The 19,946-nt window shown below is 64.1% G+C and carries 21 protein-coding genes; 14 read left to right on the top strand and 7 right to left on the bottom strand.

What is annotated here, in order from left to right:
• The first annotated feature begins 25 nt into the window (after positions 1–25).
• A complete protein-coding gene (locus ACX80A_RS11960) occupies positions 26–994 on the top strand; it encodes a hypothetical protein (RefSeq protein WP_459259943.1) in 969 nt (322 codons plus the stop codon).
• Positions 995–1,122: 128 nt separating this feature from the next.
• Here the strand turns inward: ACX80A_RS11960 and purU are convergent, their stop codons facing one another.
• Positions 1,123–1,977, bottom strand: coding sequence for a formyltetrahydrofolate deformylase (gene purU, locus ACX80A_RS11965; protein ID WP_459259944.1), 855 nt, complete (start codon positions 1,975–1,977; stop codon positions 1,123–1,125).
• Positions 1,978–2,284: 307 nt separating this feature from the next.
• Between purU and glyA the strand changes: the two genes are divergently transcribed.
• The 4 genes from glyA (at position 2,285) to ACX80A_RS11985 (ending at position 5,268) form a co-directional block, all read left to right on the top strand.
• The gene (glyA, locus tag ACX80A_RS11970) at positions 2,285–3,577 is read left to right on the top strand and encodes a serine hydroxymethyltransferase (RefSeq protein WP_459259980.1); all 1,293 of its coding nucleotides are present in this window, start codon (positions 2,285–2,287) and stop codon (positions 3,575–3,577) included.
• A complete protein-coding gene (locus tag ACX80A_RS11975; RefSeq protein ID WP_459259945.1) occupies positions 3,571–3,723 on the top strand; it encodes a hypothetical protein in 153 nt (50 codons plus the stop codon). Before glyA ends, ACX80A_RS11975 begins: the two co-directional genes overlap by 7 nt.
• 38 nt (positions 3,724–3,761) lie before the next feature.
• Complete coding sequence (locus ACX80A_RS11980; RefSeq protein WP_459259946.1) at positions 3,762–4,664, top strand: bifunctional methylenetetrahydrofolate dehydrogenase/methenyltetrahydrofolate cyclohydrolase; 903 nt, start codon at positions 3,762–3,764, stop codon at positions 4,662–4,664.
• Positions 4,665–4,908: 244 nt separating this feature from the next.
• The gene (locus ACX80A_RS11985; protein WP_459259947.1) at positions 4,909–5,268 is read left to right on the top strand and encodes a VOC family protein; all 360 of its coding nucleotides are present in this window, start codon (positions 4,909–4,911) and stop codon (positions 5,266–5,268) included.
• A gap of 47 nt (positions 5,269–5,315) precedes the next feature.
• Here the strand turns inward: ACX80A_RS11985 and ACX80A_RS11990 are convergent, their stop codons facing one another.
• Both ACX80A_RS11990 and ACX80A_RS11995 read right to left on the bottom strand, forming a co-directional pair.
• Entirely contained in the window at positions 5,316–5,999 is a 684-nt protein-coding gene (locus ACX80A_RS11990; RefSeq protein WP_459259948.1) for a class F sortase, read from the bottom strand.
• Between the two features lie 16 nt (positions 6,000–6,015).
• On the bottom strand, positions 6,016–6,795 hold the full coding sequence (locus ACX80A_RS11995; RefSeq protein ID WP_459259949.1) for a CHRD domain-containing protein: 780 nt from the start codon (positions 6,793–6,795) through the stop codon (positions 6,016–6,018).
• A gap of 174 nt (positions 6,796–6,969) precedes the next feature.
• Between ACX80A_RS11995 and ACX80A_RS12000 the strand changes: the two genes are divergently transcribed.
• From ACX80A_RS12000 to ACX80A_RS12020, 5 genes are all read left to right on the top strand, one after another.
• Positions 6,970–7,506 carry a hypothetical protein gene (locus ACX80A_RS12000; RefSeq protein ID WP_459259950.1) on the top strand — a complete coding sequence of 179 codons (537 nt, stop codon included), beginning with the start codon at positions 6,970–6,972 and terminating at the stop codon, positions 7,504–7,506.
• Between the two features lie 105 nt (positions 7,507–7,611).
• Positions 7,612–8,427 carry an exodeoxyribonuclease III gene (locus tag ACX80A_RS12005; RefSeq protein WP_459259981.1) on the top strand — a complete coding sequence of 272 codons (816 nt, stop codon included), beginning with the start codon at positions 7,612–7,614 and terminating at the stop codon, positions 8,425–8,427.
• Between the two features lie 17 nt (positions 8,428–8,444).
• On the top strand, positions 8,445–9,479 hold the full coding sequence (gene trpS / locus ACX80A_RS12010) for a tryptophan--tRNA ligase (protein WP_459259951.1): 1,035 nt from the start codon (positions 8,445–8,447) through the stop codon (positions 9,477–9,479).
• A 4-nt stretch (positions 9,480–9,483) separates the two neighbouring features.
• On the top strand, positions 9,484–10,113 hold the full coding sequence (locus tag ACX80A_RS12015; protein ID WP_459259952.1) for a 2'-5' RNA ligase family protein: 630 nt from the start codon (positions 9,484–9,486) through the stop codon (positions 10,111–10,113).
• On the top strand, positions 10,061–11,161 hold the full coding sequence (locus ACX80A_RS12020) for a YihY/virulence factor BrkB family protein (protein ID WP_459259953.1): 1,101 nt from the start codon (positions 10,061–10,063) through the stop codon (positions 11,159–11,161). The genes ACX80A_RS12015 and ACX80A_RS12020 overlap by 53 nt, the downstream gene beginning before the upstream one ends.
• 131 nt (positions 11,162–11,292) lie before the next feature.
• On the opposite strand, the gene ACX80A_RS12025 is transcribed toward ACX80A_RS12020, so the two are convergent.
• The 4 genes from ACX80A_RS12025 to sdhC all read right to left on the bottom strand — a co-directional run bounded on the left by ACX80A_RS12025 (position 11,293) and on the right by sdhC (position 14,769).
• A complete protein-coding gene (locus tag ACX80A_RS12025; protein WP_459259954.1) occupies positions 11,293–12,081 on the bottom strand; it encodes a succinate dehydrogenase iron-sulfur subunit in 789 nt (262 codons plus the stop codon).
• Entirely contained in the window at positions 12,081–13,859 is a 1,779-nt protein-coding gene (gene sdhA, locus ACX80A_RS12030) for a succinate dehydrogenase flavoprotein subunit (protein WP_459259955.1), read from the bottom strand. The genes ACX80A_RS12025 and sdhA overlap by 1 nt, the downstream gene beginning before the upstream one ends.
• Before the next feature lie 61 nt (positions 13,860–13,920).
• Complete coding sequence (locus ACX80A_RS12035; protein WP_459259956.1) at positions 13,921–14,388, bottom strand: succinate dehydrogenase hydrophobic membrane anchor subunit; 468 nt, start codon at positions 14,386–14,388, stop codon at positions 13,921–13,923.
• 3 nt (positions 14,389–14,391) lie between these two features.
• Positions 14,392–14,769, bottom strand: coding sequence for a succinate dehydrogenase, cytochrome b556 subunit (gene sdhC, locus ACX80A_RS12040; protein ID WP_459259957.1), 378 nt, complete (start codon positions 14,767–14,769; stop codon positions 14,392–14,394).
• A gap of 264 nt (positions 14,770–15,033) precedes the next feature.
• Here sdhC and ACX80A_RS12045 point away from each other — a divergent pair, with 264 nt between their 5' ends.
• The 4 genes from ACX80A_RS12045 to ACX80A_RS12060 all read left to right on the top strand — a co-directional run bounded on the left by ACX80A_RS12045 (position 15,034) and on the right by ACX80A_RS12060 (position 19,945).
• Positions 15,034–16,173 carry a mannose-1-phosphate guanylyltransferase gene (locus tag ACX80A_RS12045; protein WP_459259958.1) on the top strand — a complete coding sequence of 380 codons (1,140 nt, stop codon included), beginning with the start codon at positions 15,034–15,036 and terminating at the stop codon, positions 16,171–16,173.
• Positions 16,174–16,284: 111 nt separating this feature from the next.
• Positions 16,285–17,499 carry an amidohydrolase gene (locus ACX80A_RS12050; RefSeq protein ID WP_459259960.1) on the top strand — a complete coding sequence of 405 codons (1,215 nt, stop codon included), beginning with the start codon at positions 16,285–16,287 and terminating at the stop codon, positions 17,497–17,499.
• A 60-nt stretch (positions 17,500–17,559) separates the two neighbouring features.
• Positions 17,560–18,624 (top strand): LLM class flavin-dependent oxidoreductase, encoded by a 1,065-nt coding sequence (locus tag ACX80A_RS12055; RefSeq protein ID WP_459259961.1) that lies wholly within the window; start codon positions 17,560–17,562, stop codon positions 18,622–18,624.
• Positions 18,625–18,811: 187 nt separating this feature from the next.
• Complete coding sequence (locus tag ACX80A_RS12060; RefSeq protein ID WP_459259962.1) at positions 18,812–19,945, top strand: BMP family lipoprotein; 1,134 nt, start codon at positions 18,812–18,814, stop codon at positions 19,943–19,945.
• Position 19,946: the final 1 nt, after the last annotated feature.

Raw genomic sequence — 19,946 nt, forward strand, 5'->3', positions numbered from 1 at the left:
ACCCTTGGCCGGGTTGGCTGGAGTCATGACCAGCATCATTTCCATCGCCGACCACCCTCTGGACGAAGCATGGCCCCGGCAGTTGGCGCGTCGAGCAGAACGCGGGGAGCTGATAAGGATTCGGCTCGGGTGTTATGTCGATGCGTCGGGTTGGCGGGACCTCGATGAAGAGGCGCGCTACCGAGTCAAGGTCGACGCCGTCCGGCGCACCGCCCGACGCGAGCCGGTCTTTGGAGGCGAGACCGCGGGACTGCTCTGGGGGCTGCCCCGACCGGCCCTCCCGGCGAAGGTCGAGGTGGTGGTGCCCGTCGCGAGTGGCCGGCGAAGCGCCAACGGGGTCAGTCGGTTGGCGCGGTACCCGGATGAATTCACAGTCGTCACCTTCGGTGGACGGTATGTCACGGGGAAGGTCGCCACGACCGTCGAGTTAGCTTTGCGCTATGACTTCCGCTGGGCGGTGTCGGTGATGGACCGGCTGCTCAACCAGAAGCCACTCCTACCCGAATCAGGCTCCCAACCGGTGACGAAGGATGAGGTCAGAAGCCGGATTGCCCTGCTCTCGTCTGCGCCCAAACGCCGCCGGTCCATGCGTGTTCTGGATTTCGCCGACGGTCAGGCTATGTATCCGGGGGAGTCCCTCAGCCGGGTGCAGATGGCACGGCTGGGGTTCCCCGCGCCGGAGCTCCAGCACGAGGTGGTCGACCATACCGGTCGCTCGGCCTGGGTGGATTTCTACTGGAAGGAACAGCGACTGGTGGGGGAGTTTGATGGAATGGGGAAATACCTCAAGCCCGAGTATCTGCAAGGACGGACCACTGCGCAGGCGGTCATCGAGGAGAAGCTCCGCGAGGACAGGATCCGATCCACCGGGCTGTATGTCGTGAGATGGGATTGGGCGACGGCGGTGTCCCCGCGGAAGCTGAAGGCGCTGTTGCTACAGGCGGGACTACCGTGCAACCCGACGGCCCGCCGTCGTCGGCTCTCCACCGCCTAGCCATGTCCAAATCGGTGAGCAACCTGGACAGGCCGGGTCGACCTGGTCACCGGTGAGGAAGATCCTGGCCGCCGCTGTCCGGGTTGCTCACCGAATCAGGCTGGGTCCCGGTGAGGAGCCGCCGGGTCCTAGTTGAAGACGATGGTCCGGCCGCCGTCGAGCAGCACCCGGTGCTCAGCGTGCCACTGCACGGCCTGAGCGAGGGTGCGCCCCTCGACGTCGCGCCCGATCGCCACAAACTGTTCGGCCGAACGGGCGTGATCCACGCGGATGACCTCCTGCTCGATGATCGGACCCTCGTCCAGGGCGGGAGTCACATAATGGGCTGTCGCACCGATCAGTTTCACGCCGCGGGCGTGCGCCTGGTGGTAGGGCTTGGCACCCTTGAACGACGGCAGGAAGGAGTGGTGGATATTGATCGCCCGGCCCACCAGTTCCGAACAGAGCCCGTCGCTGAGGATCTGCATGTATCGCGCCAGCACCACCAGCTCCACGTCGTGTTCGGCAATGACGTCGCGGAGGGCGTCCTCGGCCGACTGGCGGGTGTCGGCGGTCACCGGAATGTGGTGGAACGGGATGCCGTAGAACGCGGCGAGGTCGGCCAGATCGGTGTGGTTAGACACAATCGCGGGAATCTCGATTGGCAGGGTTCCCGAACGCTGCTGGAACAGCAGGTCGTTGAGACAGTGCGCCGACTTTGAGGCGAGGATCAGGGTGCGGGCGGCGGCGCCGTCGTCGTGCAGCGCCCAGGTCATGCTGAACGCCTCCGCGACCGGAGCCAGGTGAGCCTCAAGCGAGGTCCGCGGGGCGGCGGTACTCATGGCCACCCGCATGAAAAATGTCCCGGTGTCGGGGCTCCCATATTGCTGCGATTCGGTGATATTGCAGCCCGAACTCACCAGCGCACCAGCCACCGCGTGGACAATTCCGGGTTGGTCCGCGCAGGAGAGGGTCAGGATGAAGGAGGCGGGGGAGGTAGTCACAAATCAAGCGTACTTCGAATGAACGGCGCCCCGGGATACACTCGGAAGTGCCGCGACTGGCGTCAGATGGGTCACCATCAGGAAGCGGCAGGCATCGTCCTCGCTGGTAAGTTCCGTTCGGGAGCGCACCGACGACGACGGCGCGCAGCGCCGACCACGGATCGCACGCCTGGGACGTATGGTCAAGAACTTGCTCGATGACGCCTTCGTGCGGCCGAAATATCGGTGCCAAACGACGGAGCCAGCGGGTAGCCTGACCAGAAGAAAACGCACACCCACCCAGGAGTTCACTGTGACAACTTCGTCCCTGCCCGCCACTGGATCTGCCACGTCAGCGGTCACCAACGCACCTCTGTCCGAGATCGACCCGGAGATTGCCGCCGTCCTGACCGACGAACTGGCCCGCCAACGCGACACCCTCGAAATGATCGCCTCCGAAAACTTCGCGCCGCGTGCAGTGCTTCAGGCCCAGGGCTCGGTGTTGACCAACAAATATGCCGAGGGCTACCCGGGACGCCGCTACTACGGCGGGTGCGAGCACGTCGACGTCGCCGAGACCCTCGCCATCGAACGGGTCAAGGCCCTGTTCGGCGCGGAGTTCGCCAATGTGCAGCCGCACTCCGGCGCCCAGGCCAACGCCGCGGCGCTCGCCGCCATGATCAAGCCCGGCGACAAGATCATGGGCCTTTCGCTGGCCCACGGCGGTCACCTGACCCACGGCATGAAGCTGAATTTTTCCGGCAAGCTCTACGAGGTTGCTGCGTACGGCGTCGAGGAGGACACCCACCGCCTCGACATGGAGCGGGTCCGCGCCCAGGCCATCGCCGAGAAGCCGCAGGTGATCATTGCCGGCTGGTCCGCCTACCCGCGGCAACTCGACTTCGCCGCATTCAGGGCCATTGCCGACGAGGTGGGCGCCCTGCTCTGGACCGACATGGCGCACTTCGCCGGACTCGTCGCGGCGGGCCTGCACCCCAGCCCCGTCCCGTACTCTGACGTCGTCACGTCCACGGTGCACAAGACCCTCGCCGGGCCCCGCTCGGGTGTCATCCTGGCAAAGCAGGAGTGGGCCAAGAAGCTCAACTCGGCGGTGTTCCCCGGCCAGCAGGGCGGCCCGCTGATGCACGTTATTGCGGCGAAGGCGACGGCGTTCAAGATTGCCGGTTCACCGGAGTTCAAAGAACGTCAGGAGCGGGTGCTTGAGGGTGCCCGCATCATCGCCGAGCGGCTGACAGCCGCCGATGTGATCGAGCACGGCGTCTCGGTGCTCACCGGTGGCACCGACGTACACCTGGTCCTGGTGGATCTACGTGCTTCGCAGCTTGACGGTCAGCAGGCCGAAGACCTGCTGCATTCGATCGGCATCACGGTGAACCGCAACGCCGTTCCGTTCGACCCACGCCCGCCCATGGTCACGTCCGGGTTGCGCATTGGCACGCCGGCGCTGGCCACCCGCGGCTTCGGCGCCACGGAGTTCACCGAGGTAGCCGACATCATCGCCACCGCATTGAAGCCCGGAGCCGACGCTGCAGCCCTGCGCGCCCGCGTGTTGGCACTCACCGCTGACTTCCCGCTCTACCCGGACCACGAACAATGGTAGAAGACCTCCCCGCGGGCGCGCTCGCCTCAGCGGCGGCCGCCTCATCCGATTACGACATCCCGACCGACGAATGCTGCTTCACTGGCTGCTGCGACCGCGGTAAGGCATTCGTCCTCGAGCAACTGGAAGCTGGCACCACAGCATGAGCACCACAGCATGAGCACCACAGCATGAGCACCACAGCATGAGCACCACAGCGCAGATCCTCGACGGCAAGAAAACCGCCGCCGCCATCCGCTCCGAGCTGACCACCCGTATCGCCGCGCTCAAGGAGCGCGGCGTCACCCCCGGCCTCGGCACCGTCCTGGTGGGGGATGACCCGGGCAGCCACTCTTACGTCGCTGGCAAGCACCGCGATTGCGAGCAGGTCGGTATCACCTCGGTCCGCCGCGACCTGCCCGCCGACATCTCGCAGGCTGACCTCGAGAAGGTCATCGACGAGTTGAACGACGACGACGCCACCACCGGGTATATCGTCCAGCTGCCCCTCCCGAAGCACCTCGACGCGAACGCCATTCTCGAACGGATGGCCCCGGAGAAGGATGCCGACGGTCTCCACCCGGTCAACCTCGGCAAACTGGTGCTGAACGTGGGCGCCCCGCTAGACTCGCCGCTGCCCTGCACCCCGCACGGCATTGTCGAGTTGCTCCGCAGGCATGGCATCACCCTGGCCGGGAAGAACGTCCTCGTGGTGGGCCGCGGGATCACCGTCGGCCGCCCGCTCGGGCTGCTCCTGACCCGTCGTGATATCAATGCAACGGTCACCCTGGCCCACACCGGAACAGGCGACCTGCCGTCCCTGCTCCGCCGGGCCGACGTTGTCGTCGCTGCCGCGGGTTTCCCGGGCATGATCAAGGCCGCTGATCTGCGTCCCGAGGCGATTGTGCTAGACGTCGGCGTCACCCGCGTCACCGATCCGGCGACCGGCAAGGCGACGCTGACCGGTGACGTGGAACCGGCCGCCGGGTCTGCCGTGGCCTGGCTGTCACCGAACCCGGGTGGCGTGGGACCAATGACCCGCGCGATGCTGCTCTCCAACGTGGTGGAGGCCGCCGAGCGTCAGGCCGGGATCGCCGTCGAACACTGAAAGTCGACCCGGTCCGGCAGGATGCGGACTGCGCCTGGCCGCAAAATAGCGCGGTTGGCTTTTCCCAATGAGTCGTATCCTTTAGACCCAGCACCTTCTTCCCATGTTCATCGCGATGATGGGGCTGATCACCACGCCCCGGGCGCTGGTCGGGATGGTGCTGACCACCAGTCGGCTGCGGAAGCTGTTCCTGAAGTAGGACCCGGGGGTTCCATCCCCGGGGGATGCTGGAACATACTGGACCATGATTGGAAAATGGCAGGCTACCGTCTTCGACTGTCCCGACACTGATCGCCTCGCATCATTCTACGAGGACGTGCTGGGCATGATTCGGGTCCAGCACGACGACGACGGCTGGATCTCTATCGGTGATGCGCCGGACCGTCCGGCATTGGGCTTCCAACAGGTGAAGGACTACACGCCGCCCCGCTGGCCAAGCCAGGACCTACCCCAACAGGTGCATCTGGATATCAGGGTCGACGACCTCGATATCGCCGAGGCGAAGGTCCTGGCGCTCGGGGCGGTTAGTATGAACTCCGGTTCCGCTGCTCATCGAGTCTTCCTCGATCCGGCAGGTCACCCGTTCTGTCTCGTGAGCTGGTAGCCCGCGCCGAGGGGAGCCCAGGAAGAACTCCGGAGCTCCCCTCGGGGCTACGCGACCAGGGTGGCGTATACCACGTAGTTGTCGTCGAACTCGCCGGTCTCCGGGTTGTACCCGTCACAGGTGATCAGGCGGAGCTCGGCGGCGTCGGTATTGCCGTAAACCTCAAGGGTGGGGAAGTTATCCTTCTCGTACTGCTCGCCGCGGTCGACTGCAAATACGGCGGTGGACCCGTCCTCGCGGACCACGTTGATCTCATCGCCTGCCTGCAGCGCGCGAAGATCAGCGAACACACCCGGACCACCATCGGTGGCGTTGACGTGGCCGAGCAGTACCGACGGGCCTCGTTCACCGGAGGTGGGTGACTGGTTGTACCAGCTCGCTGGCGCGCCGGGACCGTCGGGTGGCACCTCAAGCGAGCCATTTTCCCGGAGTCCCAAATGCAGCAACTCCGACTGCGCCTCAATTGTCGGAATGTTGAACGACACGGGAGCGGAGGCCTCCAGCACGGCCGGCAGTTCGGGGGTCGGCGCGGCGCTGGCGGCGGACGGTTCCTCGGAAGGGGTGGGACTGGGAGCCGGAGCCGACGTAGGCGCTGGGGCAGAGGAACTTGATGACGGCGGCGTCGTCCCGGTACTTTCGGGAGGTGTTTCGGCGCCGCAAGCGGTAAGTATCAAAAGGGCGGTCGCCGCCGAGACCGCAAAGCCTCGACGGCGACCGTTAGCGCTGATCATAAAATCAGACTATTCCTTATGCGCGTGCTGCAGCGTTACGGCGAACGACGTAGGTGCCGCCAGCGGCAGCAGCCAAAACGAGGCCTCCACCGAGGACGAGCGCGCCCATGTCGTTGGAGCCGGTCTGTGCAACACCGGTGTCGGCGCCACCTTCAGGCATGGCGCCCATCTGGGAAGCGGTCACAACGCCACAAAGTGCAGGCGAGGTAGCGCCCAGTGGCAATGAAGGCTCCAGGTCGGATGGTGCGTTGAAGGCTTCTTCGCTGCTGGACGTTGCTGGATCCAGGCCGTGGATGACGACGACGGCGGTGCCGGCCTCGAGGGCGTCAAGGGTTGCGTCATTCATTTCGAAGGTGCGCTGGATGGAGTAGCTTCCGCCCTGGCCGCCGATTTCAAGGTTCAGGCCCTCTTCAGGTCCCGTTGCACCGCTGGTGCCCAGCGTGGTCTGGATTCCGCCGTAGGAAGCCGCTCCGTCGGTGGTTGACAGGATGCCGTCTCCGTTTTCGTCAGCATCCGGGGTGGGGCACTCGCCCAGCGCGCCGCCGTGGATGTGCTGTACGTGGGGGTACGGTGCATCCATGAAGGTCTCGCCGAGGCCGGAGACCTGAAGGTCTACGGTCGCGGTCTTGTCATCGATCTCCAGCGCGAACGTTGCGGTACCGGTAGTGCCGCTGAGCTGCTGGAAGTCGGCGGTGTACGAACCGTCAGCGTGGGCAGCCATTGCTGGCGCACCGGCCATAGCGACCATACCAAGGGCGAGGGTGGGGACTGCAAGAAGACGCAAGTTCTTGTTCATTGGATTTCCTCCATAGTGCGAGTATTTGCGCGCCATCGTCAGCACACATACTTTTACTTCGGAGTGGCGTCCATCACGGATGGGTGGCCCTTTGAAAATAGTTTTCCCGTCGGACCCGTTCGCCAACGGTGGAAGCCTCCACACGGTGCGCGCCGGTTTGCGAGAATAGGGACCATGATGCCTCTTGGGAACCACAAATCTTCGGCTTCCAGCGCCCCTGCAGGCGCTGGACGAGGCCTGAGTGTCCGCATGGGCACCATCGGAATGAGCATCATGCTCATCGTCTTCCTGGTGGCGGTGGTCTTCGCAGCCAACCAGAACGACGTCGTCGGTTGGCTCGTCGCGATCATCTCCCTAGGCTGGCTGTTGATTTTCAGTTTCGTGGTGTTCAGCCTGCGTTCCGCCGCGCGCAAGGCGGGCGCCCGGATCACCGAGGCCCAGCAGCAATTCAACCGCGTCAACGGTATCCAGGAAGGAACCACGGGTCTGGTCGACGAGGCCACCCTGGCCCGCGACACCAAACTGGACCACAGCTTTAAAATCGTTCAGGTCCAGACCCGGGTCATCCGTGAGCATCTGGACGCCGGGCGGGGCAGCGACGACGAGACGGTGGCGCGGGCGCTTGAGACCATCGAGATCACGTCCCACAACGCACGTTCGATGATGAAGAAGAACGACGACGGTCCGGTGGAGGGCACCGTTGTCGACTGACGTTGGCTATTATCACGCCCTCACCTTCACCCTCATCAGCCGCAGTGCTCCGGTAGGGTGGAACAAGTGAGTTCCACTGCAGCATTGTCTCCCGTCGCCGCCGAGTTGTCCCTGGCTACCGGGCCCCGGTTGCGGGTCGCCACGGTCAACGTCAACGGCATTCGTGCGGCCTATAAACGAGGTATGGCCGACTGGCTCGCCGAGCGCGACGTCGACATTCTGTGCCTGCAGGAGGTGCGGGCGCCAGACGAGGTCCTTCGGGGGCTGCTCGGCGACTCCTGGCATATTCTCCACGCCGAGGCCGAAGCCAAGGGACGCGCCGGCGTGGCCATCGCGTCACGGATGACACCCACGGCAACCCGCACCCACATCGGTGATGACTACTTCGCCACGTCGGGCCGGTGGGTAGAAGCCGACTTCGACGTGGCGGGAGTCTCCCTCACTGTTGTCAGCGCCTATGTTCACTCGGGTGAAGTTGACAGCCCCAAGCAGGATGACAAGTACCGGTTCCTCGATGTCATGTCGGAGCGGCTAGCCGAACTGCGTCTCACCCGCGACCACACCCTCCTGGTCGGTGACCTGAACGTGGGCCACACCCAACTGGACATCCGTAACTGGAGGGGGAATCTGAAGAAGGCCGGTTTCCTGCCTCAGGAACGGGCCTACTTTGACCGCTTCTTCGACGACGAGTTCGGGTTCGTTGACGTTCATCGCCGCCTCGCGGGGGAGGTCGAAGGCCCCTACACCTGGTGGTCCTGGCGCGGCCAGGCGTTCGACAACGACACCGGTTGGCGGATCGACTACCATCTGGCAACCGAGGGCCTCGCCGCCGCTGCAGCGGACGCCGTCGTCGACCGTGCGCCCTCCTGGGATACGCGTTTCTCAGACCATGCTCCGCTGGTAGTGGACTACCGGCTCTAACCTTCAGGATTGCAACCATGACCACTCCCATCACAGGTGCACGGCAGCGGGTTCTCTCCGGCATGCAGCCCTCGGGCGAATCCCTTCACCTCGGCAACTACCTGGGTGCGCTGGTGCACTGGGTGCGCATGCAGGACGAGTATGAGGCGATCTACTTCATCCCAGATCTCCACGCCATCACCGTTCCGCAGGAACCGGGCGAGCTCGCGGAGCGCACCCGCCGTACCGCCGCCCAGTACATTGCGGGGGGTGTCGACGTCGACAAGAGCACCCTGTTCGTCCAATCGCATGTGCCCGAACACGCCCAACTTGGCTGGGTGCTGAACTGCATCACCGGGTTCGGCGAGGCATCCCGGATGACCCAGTTCAAGGACAAGTCCCAGAAACAGGGTGCCGACGCCGCAAGCGTGGGGCTCTTCACCTACCCCATCCTGCAGGCCGCCGATATTCTGCTGTACCAGCCGGAGGGGGTCCCGGTAGGGGAGGACCAGCGCCAGCACGTCGAGCTGAGCCGCGATTTGGCACAACGGTTCAACTCCCGCTTCGGTGAAGCCTTCGTGGTACCCAAGCCGTTCATCCAGAAGGAATCGGCGAAGATCTACGACCTGCAGAACCCCACGGCGAAAATGTCGAAGTCCGCCGGCTCGCCGGCCGGTCTGATCAACCTGCTGGATGACCCCAAGACCACCGCAAAGCGCATCAAGTCGGCGGTGACGGACACCGAGACCGAGATCCGGTTCGACAAGGAAACCAAACCCGGCATCTCCAACCTCCTCACCATCTACTCGATGCTCACCGGCAAGAGTATCGACGACGTGGTCGGCGACTTTCAAGGCAGGATGTACGGGCACCTGAAGACCGAGCTGGCCGACATTGTGGTGGCCCACCTCGACCCGATCCGACTCCGTGCCAGCGAACTGCTCGACGACCCCGCCGAGCTGGACCGGCTTCTCGCCCGCGGCGCAGCAAAGGCGCGCAGCATCGCGTCAGCCACGCTGGCGGACGTGTATACCAAAGTTGGCTTCCTTCCCCCGCTTGGCGGAGCACGCTAGCGGTATGGATCAGCCCGTCAGTGCCACCAGCAGCCAGCCTTCGCCCGTGGGTGGGCCGACTGTGCCCCAATGTGACGGCGCCTGGCAAAGTTGCGTCGGCGTCGTCATCACCGTCCCAGAGCCGCTCGCAGCCGACCTCAAACGGTGGCGTGCCTCTTTCGGCGACCCGATGGCCAATCTGATCCCGGCCCACATCACCCTGGTGACCACCACCCCAGCCACCGACTGGGACGCGACCATCGAGCATGTGCGTGATGTGGCTCAAGGGCAGAAGCCCTTTACGGTGACCCTGAAAAGCACCGGGACGTTCCGCCCCGTGTCCCCAGTGGTCTTCCTCAACCTTGAGGCAGGGTTCGACGACTGCGCGGAACTCCACGCCAAGCTTCAGCGCGGTCCCCTGGAGCGGTCGCTGGAATTCCCCTTTCACCCGCATGTGACGGTCGCCCACGACGTCAGTGCTGCGAGCATGGATTGGGCGGAGAGCCAGTTGGCGGGATTCGAAGCGTCCTTCACGGTCCGTACTATGGGATTGTATGAGCACGATTCGTGCGGCATCTGGAGACTGAGGGAAGAGTTGAGCTTTGGCGAGGATCAAAAGCAGGGCGACCACCCCAGCCCAGATCGACTTCTATAACGAGCCCCGTCCCGCCGACCTAGCCCACCTGAAGCTGAAGGTCATCGACGCCCGAAAGGGCCTCGGGAAGGTCAGGCGCCGCGGCTCGGGTGGCCTGCCGCTGTTGGAGGCCACCATTACCTACCTCCTGGCGTGCCTCTTCGTGTTGCGACCGGTCCGGGTGTTCCACCTGTACGCGGTCCGCCGCGGTCCGCTGATGGCGGCAGGTATCGCCTATCGCCTGTTTTTCTCCATGGCGTCGTTGTTGCTCGCCGGGTTCTCGATTCTGGGCCTGGTGGTCGCCGGGAATGTTCCCTTGCAGAACCTGATCGTCGAGGCGGTGGATGCCGCGGCGCCGGGCATACTCAAGCGAGAACCGGATGGGCCCGGCCTCGCCACACCGGAACAGCTGTTTAATGCCAGCGATGGCCTGACCCTCACCCTGATCGTCTCCACCATCATCACTGTGGTGACCGCCCTGGGCTGGATTGCAGGGGTCAGACAGGCGATGAGGGGAATCTTCGCCCTCCCCCCAATTGCAGAGCATCCCATCCTGACCCGGGTGACTGACCTTGGAACCCTGCTTGTCCTGGGGGTAGCGATGATCCTGACCACCGTGATTGGACTCGTCGCCAACACTCTGCTGGACGTGGTGTTCGACTGGCTGGAGTTCGGCGACACCGGTCGGCCGTTTACGCAGCTCGCCGGGATCGTGGTGATGCTGGCCCTGGACTTCGCCGTGGCAGTGATCCTGTTCCGCCGGGCTTCCGGGATTGAACAGCCACGCCGGCTGCTCATCCAGTCGTCGCTGATCACCGCGGTGGGGAGCACCGTGTTGCGGACCTTCAGCACGCTGCTCCTCGGCAGTGTCGGCGGTGGGAACCCGCTGCTGGCCCCGTTCACCGTCGTCGTCGGGTTGTTCGTCTGGTTCTTCCTGCTCAGCCAGGTTTATCTGCTCGCTGCCGCGTGGGGTGCCATCGGGGCCGCCGACGTCGAAGCAGGGCTCGCACCACGCCACGGACGGTCGCTAAAGCAGCGTAGCCGCGTCGCCGACCGTAGGAAAGATTAAAAGCACCAAGGCATGGGGGCGGCCGCCCATTAAACGGCGACCCGTTAGACGGCGACGTCGGCCCGGCCTCGCTTGCGGAGCGTGACCGGGCCGACGTCGACCATCACCGCAGGGAGCGATGACAGGTAAAACTAGATCTTGCGGCTCAGGATGGCCTGTTTGACCTCGGCGATGGCCTTGGTGACCTGGATTCCTCGGGGGCAGGCTTCCGAACAGTTGAAGGTGGTGCGGCAACGCCACACACCCTCCTTGTCGTTGAGGATCTCCAGGCGCATGTCGCCGGCATCGTCGCGGGAGTCGAAGATGAACCGGTGCGCGTTGACAATTGCCGCCGGACCGAAGTACTGGCCGTCGGTCCAGAAGACGGGGCAGGACGAGGTGCAGGCGGCACAAAGGATGCATTTGGTCGTGTCGTCGAAGCGTTCCCGCTCCTCCGACGACTGCAGGCGCTCCTTGGTGGGCTCGTGGCCACGGTTCACCAGGAACGGCATCACCTCCCGGAAGGACTGGAAGAACGGTTCCATATCGACGATCAGGTCCTTCTCCACCGGGAGCCCCTTGATGGGCTCCACGAGGATGGGCTTCGACGTGTCAAGGTCCTTCAGCAGGGTCTTGCACGCCAGCCGGTTGCGGCCATTGATCCGCATGGCATCCGAACCGCAGACACCGTGGGCGCAGGAACGCCTGAACGTTACCGTGCCGTCGTGTTCCCATTTGACCTTGTGAAGCGCGTCGAGCACGCGGTCAGTGCCGTACATGGTCAGTTTCCACTCGTCCCAGTGGGCCTCATCTGAAACTTCGGGGTTGTACCGGCGGACCTTGAGCGTGATGTCGAACGTCGGGATTTCTCCGCCGCCGCCGATTCCCGGCGCGAGTTCGATCTTGGAGGCTGGTTCTCTTTCGACTGTTTCAGTGCTCATCAGTACTTACGCTCCATGGGCTGGTAACGGGTAAAGACAACCGGCTTGGTCTTCAGACGCACGCCGGATGTTTCGGTGGCCGTTGGATCTTTGTAAGCCATCGAGTGGGTCATGTAGTTCTCGTCGTCCCGCTCGGGGAAGTCTTCACGGAAGTGGCCTCCGCGGGATTCCTTTCGGTGCAGGGCGGCTGCGGTCATGACCTTGGCCATGTCGAGCAGGAAACCCAGCTCGACGGCCTCCAGCAGGTCAAGGTTGAAACGCTTACCCTTGTCCTGGACGGTGACGTGCTTGTACCGCTCTTCGAGACCATCGATGACGCTGAGTGCCTCCAGGAGTGTCTGCTCGGTGCGGAACACCTGAACGTTGGCGTCCATGATGTCCTGCAGTTCCTTGCGGATCTGCGCCACCCGCTCGCCACCCTCGGAGCTGCGCATGGTGTCGAGCAGCGACACGGTCTCGATCAGCGGGTTTTCAGGAATCTCAACGAAATCCGCGCTCAACGCGTACTCAGCCGCGTAGATCCCAGCCCGCTTACCGAACACATTGATGTCCAGCAGCGAGTTGGTGCCCAGACGGTTTGACCCGTGCACGGAGACACACGCCACCTCGCCGGCGGCGTACAGACCCGGCACTACGGTGTCGTTGTCCTGCAGCACCTCGGCCTTGATGTTGGTGGGGATGCCGCCCATGGCGTAGTGGGCGGTGGGGAAGACGGGGACCGGCTCGGTGTACGGCTCGACACCCAGGTAGGTTCGCGCAAACTCGGTGATGTCAGGCAGCTTCGCGTCGATGTGGGCTGGCTCGAGGTGGGTGAGGTCCAACAGGACGTAATCCTTGTTGGGCCCACACCCGCGACCCTCCCGTACCTCATTGGCCATCGACCGGGCAACGATGTCGCGGGGTGCGAGGTCCTTGATGGTCGGGGCGTAGCGTTCCATGAACCGCTCACCCTCCGAGTTGCGCAGGATCGCGCCCTCACCGCGGGCGGCCTCGGAGAGCAGGATGCCCAGACCGGCAAGACCGGTCGGGTGGAACTGGAAGAACTCCATGTCCTCCAGGGGGATGCCCCGGCGGAAGGCGATGCCCATGCCGTCACCGGTCAGGGTGTGGGCATTGGAGGTGGTTTTGTAGACCTTGCCGACGCCGCCGGAGGCGAAGATGATCGATTTGGCTTGGAACACGTGCAATTCGCCAGTGGCCAGGTCGTAGGACACGACTCCGGCAACCCGCGTCTGGAGCTTGGTCACGCCGTCGACGATCGCCTCCTCCTGAACGGTCAGGAGGTCCAGGACGTAGTACTCGTTGTAGAACTCGACGTTGTGCTTGACGCAGTTTTGGTAGAGCGTCTGGAGGATCATGTGGCCGGTGCGGTCAGCAGCGTAGCAGGACCGGCGGACCGGTGCTTTGCCGTGATCGCGGGTGTGACCGCCGAAGCGACGCTGGTCGATGCGGCCCTCGGGCGTGCGGTTGAACGGCAGGCCCATCTTTTCGAGGTCGAGCACGGCGTCGATGGCTTCTTTCGCCATCACTTCCGCGGCGTCCTGGTCCACCAGGTAGTCGCCGCCCTTGACCGTGTCGAAGGTGTGCCATTCCCAGTTGTCTTCCTCGACATTTGCCAGGGCCGCGCACATACCGCCCTGAGCCGCTCCGGTGTGGGACCGGGTGGGGTACAGCTTGGTCAGTACTGCCGTCTTCGCGCGCTGACCGGACTCGATGGCGGCGCGCATGCCAGCGCCGCCGGCACCCACGATGACGACGTCGTACTTGTGGACCTGCATACGTATTGCTCTTTCTGTTGAAACTGGACGGCCGCGCCGGCGGCCGGAAGCATCGCTGGCCTTAGAGGGCTGGGCAGTATGGCGCTACGTGCGCCACGCCGTCAATCACGGGGCACGGATCGAAGGTGAAGATCACCAGGGTGCCGAGCACAATGATGACTACGGTCGAGGCGTAGAGCACACTCTTGAGCCAGAACCGGGTTGAGTTCTTCTCGGCGTAGTCGTTGATGATGGTCCGGATGCCGTTGGTGCCGTGCAGCATGGCCAGCCATAGCATCACGAGGTCCCAGATCTGCCAGACCGGGTCGGCCCACTTGCCCGCCACGAAGCCGAAATCGACGCCCTTGATGCCATCGCCGTCGACCAGGGAGGTCCAGAGGTGCACAAAGATCAGGACTACCAGGATAATGCCCGAGACCCGCATAAACAGCCAGGCAAACATTTCGAAGTTGCCCTTGCTGGCGCCGCTGCGCGTGTACTCGGGCGCTACGCGGCCCGAACGGGGACTTTCAATTACTGGGTTAGCCATGGCTTAACCTCCGAAGACAACCGAGAGATGACGGATGGAGAACGCGGCCATGGTGACAACCCACAACCCGATGACGACCCACAGCAGCTGACGCTGATATTTGGGTCCCTTTTTCCAGAAGTCGATCAGGATGACGCGCAGCCCGTTGAACGCATGGAAAACGATGGCTGCCACCAGGCCTAGTTCGCCCAGGCCCATGATGGGGTTTTTGTAGGATTCGATCACCGCGTCATAGGCCTCGGGGGACACGCGCACCAACGAGGTGTCGAGCACATGGACCAGGAGAAAGAAGAAGATCACTACTCCGGTAATACGATGGGCTACCCAGGACCACATGCCTTCACGGCCGCGATAAAGGGTGCCTGCTGGTGTCTTCGACACTGAAATAACCTCCCCTGCAACGCCCGGCGTTTGCGTGTCTGCCACGCAGGTAGACGCCGATGCGAAAGCACTCTTCACTTGATCCTAATGTAGGCCCCGTCACTCGCAGGTTCAATTTAGGCTTCCCTGCGCTGTGACATTCTTAACAGCCTTCTCTACTGCGGCCACCAGGACCCTTCCGCAGGGCCGACGGCTTTCCATCCCGCGGCACTACCCACCAGCCATACCAGAGAGTATTCTGCGTTGTGCACTAACGTGGAGGCGATGACTACGCACAGGCCTGGTGCCCAGAACCCAAGTGAGGCGCTCAAGCGTTTCTACGGTGTGATACCCGCCGGCGGGGTAGGAACGCGCCTCTGGCCGCTGTCCCGCGCCGCCGCCCCGAAATTCCTGCATGACCTGACCGGATCTGGTAGCACGCTCATCCGCGCTACCTATGATCGTCTGGGACCCCTCAGTGGAGACCGCATCATGGTGGTCACCGGGAAGGTGCACCGGCGGGCCGTGCTGAAGCAGATCCCCGAGATTCAGGACTCCAACCTGGTGCTTGAGAGCGAGCCGAAGGATTCTGCGGCCGCCATTGGGCTTGCCGCAGCTATCCTTTTTCGGCGCGACCCCGAGATCATTATGGGTTCCTTTGCCGCCGATCAGGTCATCACTCCAGTCGAGGTGTTCCAGGATGCAGTCCGCGAGGCCATCCATACCGCGGCGCAGGGGTATATCGTCACGATCGGGATCCAGCCCACCCTTCCCGCGACCGGGTTCGGCTACATCCGTGCCGGCGAACGCCTTGACATCGTGGGCGCTCCGAGCGCCCACGCGGTGATCGAATTCGTTGAGAAGCCGTCCGAGGAAGTGGCCCGCGGCTACCTGGAGACCGGCAACTACAGTTGGAACGCCGGCATGTTTGTTGCTCCGGTTGCGCTGATGCTCCGCCACCTCGAGGCCAACGAACCAGAGCTCTACGCCGGACTGACCGAGATTGCCGGGGCGTGGGACACCCCGGACCGGGTTGAGGTAGCCCGCCGGGTCTGGCCGTCGCTGCCAAAGATAGCCATCGACTACGCGGTCGCCGAACCGGCTGCCGCTGCGGGCGATGTGGCCATGATCCCCGGCAACTTCAGCTGGGACGACGTCGGCGATTTTGCCGCCATCGGCCGGTTGAACCCGGCCATCGAAAACAGCAAGCTAACGGTGATGGGCGAAGGCGCGCGGGTGTTCTCCGACAACGCCTCAGGGATCGTTGTCTCCGACACCAAACGGGTGATCGCCCTGATCGGGATCGACGATGTCGTCATCGTCGACACCCCCGATGCACTCCTCGTGACCACCAAGGAGCACGCCCAGGAAGTCAAGAAGGCAGTCGAGCACCTCCGGGCGAGCGGCGAGATCGACGTCCTTTAGACCACGGTCGGGTGAACCCCTTGCGCCGAGAAGTCAGCTCTGGCGGGTTCGGCGCCCTGGGGCTCGCCAGAGCTCACGGTTCGGCGGTCATAATCGGTCTAGGCTGGAGGGGTGCAGACCAATCGCAGTGCGCCTACCGTCCCCTCAGTCATACCGCCTGTCGGCGTGTTCCTCGCCCCGCTGCTTGAGGAACTGACCCGGTTCAGGAGGGATCTGCACACCCACCCCGAGCTTTCGCATAAGGAATACCGCACCACCGACCAGCTGGTCGAGCGCCTCGCAGCGGCGGGGCTGACCCCACAGCGGCTCGACTACACAGGACTGTTCGTCGACATCGGCGATGGGCCCATCCGGTTGGGGCTGCGCGCCGACATCGACGCCCTGCCGGTCCTCGAAGAGACCGGTCTGCCCTACGCCTCGGCCTCGACCGGGATCGCCCACGCCTGCGGGCACGACATCCACGCGACGGTGATGCTCGGTGTGGCGCTGGTGCTCGCCAGGATGAACGAAGACGAGCCGCTGGGTGGGCGGATCAGGGTGATCTTCCAGCCCGCCGAGGAAATGATGCCCGGCGGAGCCCTCGAAGTGATTGAGCAGGGGGTGCTCGCCGACGTTCCCCGGATCCTCGCTCTGCATTGCGACCCGCATATCGACGTCGGGCTCGTCGGCACCCGGATTGGCGCGATCACCTCGGCTTCCGACACGGTCCGGGTGGAGTTGACCGGTCGCGGCGGACACACCTCGCGCCCACACCTGACCGAGGACCTGGTGTATGCGCTGGCGAACATAGCAGTGAACGTGCCAGCGGTGTTGGCGCGCCGGATCGATGTCCGGAGCGCCGTGTCTGTGGTCTGGGGCCAGATCCACGCGGGCAGCGCCCCCAACGCGATCCCCGCGCACGGGTTCATGTCCGGGACCATGCGCTGCCTCGACGGCGAGGCGTGGGAAGCAGCAGGTGATTTGTTGGACAGCACGGTCCGTCAGATCGCCGCACCCTTCGGTGTCGACGTACACCTTGAGCACACCCGAGGGGTGCCGCCGGTCATCAACACCGAGGCGGAGACTGGCTTGCTCGAAGCGGCCGCCCGCGCCGAACTGGGCCCAGACGCCGTCGTGCTCACTCCCCAGTCCATGGGCGGGGAGGATTTCGCGTGGATGACCCAGGAAGTTCCGGGGGCCATGATGCGCCTCGGCACCCGAACCCACGGCGGCGAAACGTATGACCTGCACCGGGGCGACTACAACCCCGACGAGCATGCCATCAGCTGTGGCGTCAGGGTAATGGCCAACGCTGCGCTGCGGGCCATCCGCGGCGTCAGGTATTAGCCTCCAGCCAAAACCCCGGCCGGTTGGAATAGAGCCAGCACCGGGTCGGTTACCCTCCCTGTGAGCACCTCAGTGAATACCCGACCGCCCCTGTCAGTCCTCGACCTCGCCACCGTCGGCGTGGGAAAGTCCTCCGGGCAGGCGCTGACCGACAGCACCACCCTCGCGCAGGCAGCCGACCGGTTGGGGTTCCGGCGTTTTTGGGTCGCCGAACATCACAACATGCCCGCCGTAGCATCCACCTCGCCGCCCATCCTGATGGCCCACCTGGCGTCCAGGACCGAGCGGATCCGGTTCGGCTCCGGGGGAGTGATGCTCCCCAACCACGCGCCCTTCGTCGTGGCCGAACAGTTCGCGCTGCTCGAAGCGTTGTACCCGGGCCGGATTGACCTGGGCATTGGCAGGGCTCCCGGCACCGATCAGGCCACCGCCATGGCCCTCCGGCGGCAAGCCGGCGGCATCGGCGTCGAGGAGTTCCCCCAGCACGTACTCCAGGTCATGTCACTCCTCGGCGACCACCGGTCCCCGGACCAGGCGCTGAACCTGGTGGCCACCCCGTCGGCCACCAGTTTCCCCGAGGTCTGGCTGCTCGGCTCCAGTGGCTACTCGGCGCAGCTCGCCGGGATGCTCGGCCTCCGGTACAGCTACGCCCACCACTTCGGCAACGAGGACCCAGCGGCAATCATGAACCTTTACCGGTCCAATTTCCAGCCTTCCCCAGTCCTTGACGAACCACACGCCATGCTGGCCACCTCGGCTCTCACCGCCGAAACTGAGGAAGAAGCCGACTACCTGGCTGGCCCTGCCCGGATCATGGCGTTGGCGCTCCGCTCGGGGCGGCTGGGACCCATCGTCTCCCCGGAAGACGCCGCGTCCCGGCACCTCACCGACCAGGAGCTGATGGTGCTGGAGCACCTGCCCGCGATCAAGGCGGTGGGCACCCCGGCCCAGGTGATCGACCGCCTGGATACCCTGATCCGGCAGACCGGCGTCAATGAAGTGATGATCACCGGCACCACTTACGACGTCGCCTCCCGGGTCGCCTCGCTTGAGGCGTTGAGTGCGGCGTGGGGTGACGACGCTTCGAAGGGAATACCGGTTGGTAACAAATCCCGCACAATGTGATCTTCGTCGCCTGATTTGGTAGGAGCTGGGGCGGGGCGCCGCTAGAGTATGCTCATATCGTGCCGGCCCGGCGCGGCCCAGTGCCTACGAATAATCAGTGAAAACAGAGCCTTGCGCACCGTGGTGCGTCAGTGGCGGTCACTCACTGAGACATTAGCCGTGGGGCTCATTTGTTTCTGGAGGAAATTTGAAGAACTCACAGCGCACCATCACGCGCCTCAACAACAAGACGACCCTGTCAGCCGCGATGCTCGGTGTCTCGGCTCTGCTGCTCGCCGGTTGCGGCGCGGCGCCAGAGGAGCCAGCAGGCTCAGCAGATGCAAGCGGGGAAGCAACTGAAGCGACAGTCGACTACACCGGCTGCATCGTCTCCGACTCCGGAGGATTCGACGACCAGTCATTCAACCAGTCCAGCTACGAAGGAATCACCGTGGCTCAGGAGAGCCTCGGCATCGAGGTCAAGCAGGCCGAGTCGCAGGCCGAGACCGACTTCGGCCCCAACGTCAACTCGATGGTCACCAGCGGCTGCGACCTGATCGTCACCGTCGGTTTCCTGCTCTCGGCAACCACCCTCGAGGCAGCCGAAGCCAACCCTGACACCAACTTCGCCATCGTCGACGACAACCAGATCGACCTGCCGAACGTCAAGCCGATCATCTACGACACGGCTCAGGCCGCGTTCCTGGCCGGCTACGCCGCAGCGGGCACCACCGAGACCGGCACAGTCGCCACCTACGGCGGCATCCAGATCCCCACCGTGACCATCTTCATGGACGGCTTCGCCGACGGCGTCGCCTACTACAACGAGCAGAAGGACGCAGACGTCGAGCTGCTCGGCTGGGACAAGGAAGCCCAGACCGGCACCTTCACCGGCGACTTCGAGTCACTCGCCAACGGTAAAACCAACACCGAGAACTTCATCAACGAAGGCGCCGACATCATCATGCCGGTGGCTGGCCCCGTTGGTGTAGGCACCATCGAGGCAGTCGAGGAAGCCAACGCCGACGGCGCTAACGCCAAGGTGATCTGGGTTGACTCCGACGGGTTCCTGACCGTTAACGCAGGTAACGAATTCATCCTGACGTCGGTCATGAAGCTCATGGGCGACGCAGTTGAAGAGGTCATCAGCACCGACGTCGACGGCAACTTCGACAACGAGCCGTACGTTGGCACCCTCGAAAACGGCGGAGTAGCCTTGGCACCATTCCACGACCAGGAAGAGTCAGTGTCCGACGAGTTGAAGGCCGAACTGGAAGAAATCCAGGCCAGCATCATCTCCGGGGACATCACTGTGGAATCTGAAGCCAGCCCACAGCAGTAAC

It is taken from the genome of Arthrobacter sp. TMN-50, from assembly GCF_054511125.1.

Bases quoted from the DNA above. Each gene is read 5' to 3' on its own strand.
- ACX80A_RS11960 (WP_459259943.1), top strand. From the start codon at position 26: ATGACCAGCATCATTTCCATCGCCGACCACCCTCTGGACGAAGCATGG.
- ACX80A_RS11975 (WP_459259945.1), top strand. From the start codon at position 3,571: ATGGTAGAAGACCTCCCCGCGGGCGCGCTCGCCTCAGCGGCGGCCGCC.
- ACX80A_RS11980 (WP_459259946.1), top strand. From the start codon at position 3,762: ATGAGCACCACAGCGCAGATCCTCGACGGCAAGAAAACCGCCGCCGCC.
- ACX80A_RS11985 (WP_459259947.1), top strand. From the start codon at position 4,909: ATGATTGGAAAATGGCAGGCTACCGTCTTCGACTGTCCCGACACTGAT.
- ACX80A_RS11990 (WP_459259948.1), bottom strand. From the start codon at position 5,999: ATGATCAGCGCTAACGGTCGCCGTCGAGGCTTTGCGGTCTCGGCGGCG.
- ACX80A_RS11995 (WP_459259949.1), bottom strand. From the start codon at position 6,795: ATGAACAAGAACTTGCGTCTTCTTGCAGTCCCCACCCTCGCCCTTGGT.
- ACX80A_RS12000 (WP_459259950.1), top strand. From the start codon at position 6,970: ATGATGCCTCTTGGGAACCACAAATCTTCGGCTTCCAGCGCCCCTGCA.
- trpS (WP_459259951.1), top strand. From the start codon at position 8,445: ATGACCACTCCCATCACAGGTGCACGGCAGCGGGTTCTCTCCGGCATG.
- ACX80A_RS12015 (WP_459259952.1), top strand. From the start codon at position 9,484: ATGGATCAGCCCGTCAGTGCCACCAGCAGCCAGCCTTCGCCCGTGGGT.
- ACX80A_RS12025 (WP_459259954.1), bottom strand. From the start codon at position 12,081: ATGAGCACTGAAACAGTCGAAAGAGAACCAGCCTCCAAGATCGAACTC.
- sdhA (WP_459259955.1), bottom strand. From the start codon at position 13,859: ATGCAGGTCCACAAGTACGACGTCGTCATCGTGGGTGCCGGCGGCGCT.
- ACX80A_RS12035 (WP_459259956.1), bottom strand. From the start codon at position 14,388: ATGGCTAACCCAGTAATTGAAAGTCCCCGTTCGGGCCGCGTAGCGCCC.
- ACX80A_RS12045 (WP_459259958.1), top strand. From the start codon at position 15,034: ATGACTACGCACAGGCCTGGTGCCCAGAACCCAAGTGAGGCGCTCAAG.